This is a genomic window from Streptomyces sp. NPDC002676 (assembly GCF_053592455.1).
In genome coordinates this window covers 1-5,277 of record NZ_JBSFVT010000061.1, presented here as the reverse complement: position 1 = coordinate 5,277, position 5,277 = coordinate 1, and the positions used below count along the sequence as shown (strand labels likewise).

The following is a 5,277-nucleotide window of genomic DNA, read 5'->3' as shown; positions in this document are numbered from 1 at the left end:
CACGGACCCACCCCCCGAACTCCGGGCCCTGATCGACGCGGTCAACAACGGACACGGCATTAACCTCTACCGCCGGATTTAACGAACTACCGGTAAGCAGGTAAGAGGGCGTGCCCGCTTCGGGTTCACCGCCGCGCCGCGGAGGCCTCCCCGCGGGCAACGGCCCGATCCGCGGATCCTGGCCTGGGTGGAGGGTGGCGAGGACTGCCTGCAACAGGAGGAAGTGACCCTCGAGGACCTGCAGCGCATTCGGCGCAGTTGCCCGCACCAGGCCGGCAACCCGGCAGGTACCGAGGCACGTCATCGCCTGCCGCGGCGCGGCAGCGCCTGGCGCCCGTCGCGGACCCGGGCCACTGCAACGTTTCAGCCTGCTGCTGAGGTCGCGCCCAGGTCCCGCAACGCCGGGCTGTTGCCCGGTTGTCCGCTGCCGCTGCTCCCCGCCCCGCGTGTCCCCTGACAGTGAAGTTGGATCTTCTGTCATCGAAGTTGGACTGATCAGCCCACCACAGGGCGACTGAACGCTTCACCGGTTCATGGAAGATGATCTCGTGACACACCTTCCGACAGATGTACGGGCTGCTCTTCGGCTCTTCGCGTTCTACCTGGGCAATGGCACATTGCATGTCGATCTGCTGGACGGAACCGACTATCGCACCCACTTGCTCGAATACGGCTCAGACCTCGAGATGGTTTTTGCGATCTTCGCCAACGTTCTCGAAGTCGATGATCACGGGGACACGCTCAACGACGGCGACGCCCAGTACCGCGCTGCTCAGTGGATCCGCAAACGCTGCGACCCCGACTACCAGGTGGAGCCTCCGTTCGAAGCGTGGGAGACCGAGCTTCACGGTCCCTGACGCCGACTCCAAGGCGTCGTAGCCGCGCCCGGCTCGGGCCCGCCACGCACAGTGTCCTCTGACACCGAAGTTTGACCGGTCAGGCGGTTGCAGCGAGCTGCTCCTTCTTGCGTGGCGTCTCGCAGACGACACAGCTGTTCGATTGGAGGCCCGGAGGGATGTCTGCGGCTGGCCGGGGAAAGGGCGGCAAGCCGCGATCGAGGCGTCGGTTGATGTAGGCCCAGCGGCTGCAGCGGTACGGGATCCGCGGCTACAAGGCGCACAAGCGACGGGGACGTCGCACGAGCTGCACCACTACCGGCTCACCCGCTTTCCCGCTCTGGGTGGTCGTCGGCGACTGATCCGTGGGCGAGTTCCAGGCCGAGTCGGGTCGGGTGGTGATGGACCGTTTGGCCGTTGCGGGTGGTGGCGACCAGCCCGGCATCACGAAGGACAGAGGCGTGCCGCGATGCGGCTGCGGGGGACACGCCGAGGGTTGCCGCGAGCTGGCCTGTGGTAAGGGCTGGTGTTCTGACCACGGCGACCAGTGCTGCTGCCCTGGTCGTGCCCAGCAGGGACTGCAGGGCCTGGGGCGGCGCGTGGAGTTCGGGGTCTCGTGTGAGGGGGGTCGCGGCCGTGGGATAGCTGACGATCACCTCATCGGCGAGCGGGTTGAAGGTGATCCCGGTGGCCAGCGCGGAGGGCTGGAAGATCAGGGGCCGTCCTTCGAGGGATTCCACGGACTCGACGAGGGTGTTCAGGCGCAGTTGGCGACCGTCCCAGCTGACGGATGGGTGGATCGAGCGCAGCAGGCCGTCGGGGCCGCCGAGGGCGGCATGGTCAGTGCCCTTGCGGCTGCGGTGGAGACGAGGAAGGAGATGCGCCGGCGGTAGGGGTCCAGAGCGGTGGCCCGGAGGCTCGCGAGTATCTGGTCCAGAGCGGTGGCCACCCGTGGGTGGCCCTCGGCAAGTCCACGTGTGAAGGGTGTCAGGGCGCTGGATCGGGCCAGGTCCCGCAGGTGGGCGACGGCGGGTGGGGACGCGGGATCGATCGGTGTCGGTGCGGGTTGGGCGGCCTCGTCGAAAAACGCCGGCAGGTAGAGGTCTGTGTAGAGGTCGAACAGTCGGCTGTGATGCGGGTTCCAGTTGCGGGCGACTTCGAGGCGCCACGCCGAGAGGTGACGGCCTGGGGGTCGCATGGCCAAGTTCCTGCCGCTCAAGGCAAGTTCATATCCGAAGTCGGGTGCGTCAGCAACCTGCATCCGATCGAGGTCGTCGGTCGTCAGACGGATCTGTATCAACGTGGCATCCCTAGGCGCGGTCCCTGGGCGTGCTGGTCGTGGATCCTTTGCATCCTCGCGCAAAAGCCTAGCCGCCGAAGTGCCGAGAGACGATTGTTGGTCCCGACGAAGACACCTCCGGCACGGCGCCGAAGGCCAACGTGACCCCGGGTCACCTCCGGCGGAAGCCGGAGGAGGGGGTCATCGTCGACGACACCCTTGGCCTCCACTCGGGACTGCAGCGTGGCCGCAGAGTTGATTGGTTCTTCGGTTCCCTGGCACAGGTTCGTGGCCAGCGCGCTTCGAACCGCCGTGACACAGGGGATGGCAGTGCCTGGCGAGCGCGTCACGACCTGCGGAGGACAAGCCGGACAAGCCAGTACGACCGATGCCTCCGAAGCTTTCGGGGCATGTCCGCGAATAGAGGAGACCTCATGCTCAAGCGAATTCTCGCCACGTCGACCGCGCTCGGTGCCGCCCTGGCAGGCATCGTGTCCGTGGCCCCCTCCGCCTCCGCGCAGGAAGCTGGCTACGCGTGCCGGTCCGACAACACGCCGAACCACTCGTGGGCAAACTGGGGCGGCGCCAACATAGACGCCTGCATCGCCTACAACGCGAATGACCCCTCCTCGATCATTGCGGGGATCGGAGTCAACAACGCCTTCCCGTCTGATCCCTGCGCGCAGCTCGTGGATGCCGACACCGGCAGGTGGCTGGCCGACTACGGCTGTGCCGACCAGTGGACCGGCAGTTGGGTCCCAGGTGGATCCGGGAACCATTACTTCAACCGAGCCTCGGTAAACATCCCCAAGACCGGGGGTCCGGTGGTAGTGCAGGTCGGTTTCTGGGCGGATTTCGGTTCCGGGCTGCAGTACTACATGAATGTGCAGAGCCCGCGGATCCTTTACTAATAGGACTCCGTTAGGTCTTCCTGCTGGGCCTGTTCAGGAGCACGGTGGGTTGTGAGCGCGTATGAAGTCAACCGAGTCAAGCTGGCGGATCCGGGTCCTGCGGAGTTCAGGTGTTGCTCAGCCAGGTGAGGCGGCGAGCGAAGTGGGCCCAGGCGGCCAGCACCATGAGCGTGGCGGTGAGCCCGCCCAGCGTCATGACTGTAGATGGGGAGGTCTGGTCCACAATGACGCCGCCGATCAGTCGCCGCCCTCAAAGCCTGGCGGCTCCTCCGTAAACTGCGATGCTCGACCACCCGCATCAGCAGCCTCGTCCAGGCCGTCCTCACCCTCCATCTGACCAGCCCAGAGCGAGGATGAAAACAGCTCCTTGTCTCAGACCGTCGGGTCCCAGAGCCCGCCGGCCTTGCCGCGGGCAAGGTGTTCGGCGTAGACGCCGACCTTCCAGGCGATAACTGAGCGACACTCCTCCAGCGCCTGGATCTGTGCCTCGACGCGCTGCTGATGTGTGTCGAGGAGCTCCAGCCGTTCTGCCTCGTTGCCCGGGCCATGCCGTACCAGCTCGGCGAACCGTTTGAGGTCGGCCAGCGGCATGCCGGACTCGCGGAGTTTGACGCAGATCAGCAGCCAGTCGACATCGGCGGTGGTGTACCGCCGCCGCCCGCCCGCGGTGCGCTGGACCGGTCCGACCAGCAGGCCCTCGCGCTCGTAGAAGCGCAGTGCATGCACGCTGAGTCCGGTCCGCTCGGCCACCTCGCCGATGCTCAGTGGCTCCGAACGGGTTTCGACAGTCGCCATGCCGCCCAGCCTAGGACTTGATCTAGACCTCGCTCTAGTTTCTAGCGTCGTCGACATGACCTTCACTGATCAGCAGCCGCTCGGCTCGCCCTTCTCCGGCACCAGTACCGCCGAGGACGTCATCGCCGGGCTCGACCTCTCCGGCGCAACCGCCATCGTGACCGGGGGCTACTCCGGACTCGGTCTGGAAACCACCCGAGGCCTGGTGGCCGCCGGGGCCCGTGTCATCGTTCCGGCACGCCGGCCCGGCCTAGCCCGCGCCGCTCTCGCAGATGTGGACGGCTGCGACGTCATCCCCATGGACCTGGCGGACCTCGACAGCGTGCGCGCCGCCACCGCACAGATCAATGACTCCATCGACAGGCTCGACCTCCTCATGGCCCTCGCCGGCGTCATGGCCACCCCTGAGCGACGCGTCGGGCCCGGCTGGGAAGGCCAGCTCGCCGTCAACCACTTCGGACACGTCACCCTCGCCTGCGAGCTCTACCCGCTCCTGGCCGCCGCCAGCGGTGCGCGCGTCGTCGTCAACAGCTCCGCCGGGCACAGCTTGACCGACATCCGCTGGCACGACCCGCACTTTCGCACCGGCTACGACAAGTGGCTGGCCTACGGCCAGGCCAAGACCGCCAACGCCCTCTTCGCCGTGCAGCTCGACGCCCTCGGGCGCAACGACGGCGTCCGGACGTTCGCTCTCCACCCGGGCAAGATCATCACCGGCCTCCAGCGAGAGATGACTCTCCAGGAACAGATCGAACGTGGCTGGGTGGACGAGCACGGCACCGTGATCGGCGCCGACTTCAAGACGCCCTCCCAAGGCGCCTCCACCGGCTTGTGGGCCGCCACCTCCCCGCTCCTCGACGGCCGCGGCGGGCTCTACCTCGAGGACTGCGACGTCGCGCGCGTCTCCGCCCCCGACGCGCCCATGGACGACGGCGGCGTCCGCGCCTACGCCATCGACCTCGACGCAGCCGCACGGCTGTGGGAACTGTCCGTCGCGGCGACCGGCGCCACGCCGATCATGCGATGAGGCCGCGCTCTGCATGCGCCGGGCTACGCGCCGCTGCGGCACTCGGCGCGGGACGGGAAGCCTTCGGAATCCGGCAGGCGAGAGCAGCGGGCACGCATAGGCGTAGACGGACCGGGGGAGGGCCGGAAAGCACTTCACCATCCATGCCGATCATCATGCCGACGGGGTCAGCCCGTATGGGGCTGATCCCGTCAAGTCCTTGGGGCTTCCGCCCGTCAGGCGTGCGGCAGGGCCTTCGACTCCGGCTCGTGGCTCTGTTCACGAGTTGCGACAGCAGATGTGCACCTCACCGAGCAGTGTGTGGACGGCGGCGTGTTCGATGTTCATGAGAAATGGCTCTGGCTCAACTTCTGTGACGCGGCCACTCTCCGTTACGCCAATAGGACGCGTTTGCGAAGAAGTTGGAAGCCTGCCCGCCCGAACATCTGG

6 protein-coding genes and 1 pseudogene are annotated in these 5,277 nt (G+C 67.0%); 4 read left to right on the top strand and 3 right to left on the bottom strand.

The window, feature by feature from the left end; genetic code table 11:
- The first annotated feature begins 533 nt into the window (after window positions 1-533).
- On the top strand, window positions 534-857 hold the full coding sequence (locus tag ACWD3E_RS43130; protein ID WP_451392919.1) for a DUF7677 family protein: 324 nt from the start codon (window positions 534-536) through the stop codon (window positions 855-857).
- A 302-nt stretch (window positions 858-1,159) separates the two neighbouring features.
- On the opposite strand, the gene ACWD3E_RS43125 is transcribed toward ACWD3E_RS43130, so the two are convergent.
- Complete coding sequence (locus tag ACWD3E_RS43125) at window positions 1,160-1,576, bottom strand: ArsR/SmtB family transcription factor (RefSeq protein WP_451392918.1); 417 nt, start codon at window positions 1,574-1,576, stop codon at window positions 1,160-1,162.
- A 17-nt stretch (window positions 1,577-1,593) separates the two neighbouring features.
- Window positions 1,594-2,034: a hypothetical protein gene (locus tag ACWD3E_RS43120; RefSeq protein ID WP_451392917.1), complete on the bottom strand. Its 441-nt coding sequence runs from the start codon at window positions 2,032-2,034 to the stop codon at window positions 1,594-1,596.
- Between the two features lie 515 nt (window positions 2,035-2,549).
- Between ACWD3E_RS43120 and ACWD3E_RS43115 the strand changes: the two genes are divergently transcribed.
- Both ACWD3E_RS43115 and ACWD3E_RS43110 read left to right on the top strand, forming a co-directional pair.
- The gene (locus tag ACWD3E_RS43115; RefSeq protein ID WP_451392916.1) at window positions 2,550-3,026 is read left to right on the top strand and encodes a hypothetical protein; all 477 of its coding nucleotides are present in this window, start codon (window positions 2,550-2,552) and stop codon (window positions 3,024-3,026) included.
- A gap of 234 nt (window positions 3,027-3,260) precedes the next feature.
- A pseudogene (locus ACWD3E_RS43110) lies at window positions 3,261-3,383 on the top strand (IS5/IS1182 family transposase); the annotation flags it as partial.
- A 15-nt stretch (window positions 3,384-3,398) separates the two neighbouring features.
- On the opposite strand, the gene ACWD3E_RS43105 reads toward ACWD3E_RS43110, so the two are convergent.
- Window positions 3,399-3,821 (bottom strand): MerR family transcriptional regulator, encoded by a 423-nt coding sequence (locus ACWD3E_RS43105; RefSeq protein WP_451392915.1) that lies wholly within the window; start codon window positions 3,819-3,821, stop codon window positions 3,399-3,401.
- Between the two features lie 55 nt (window positions 3,822-3,876).
- On the opposite strand from ACWD3E_RS43105, the gene ACWD3E_RS43100 reads away from it, so the two are divergent.
- The gene (locus ACWD3E_RS43100) at window positions 3,877-4,848 is read left to right on the top strand and encodes an SDR family NAD(P)-dependent oxidoreductase (RefSeq protein ID WP_451392914.1); all 972 of its coding nucleotides are present in this window, start codon (window positions 3,877-3,879) and stop codon (window positions 4,846-4,848) included.
- The last annotated feature ends 429 nt before the right edge of the window (window positions 4,849-5,277 follow it).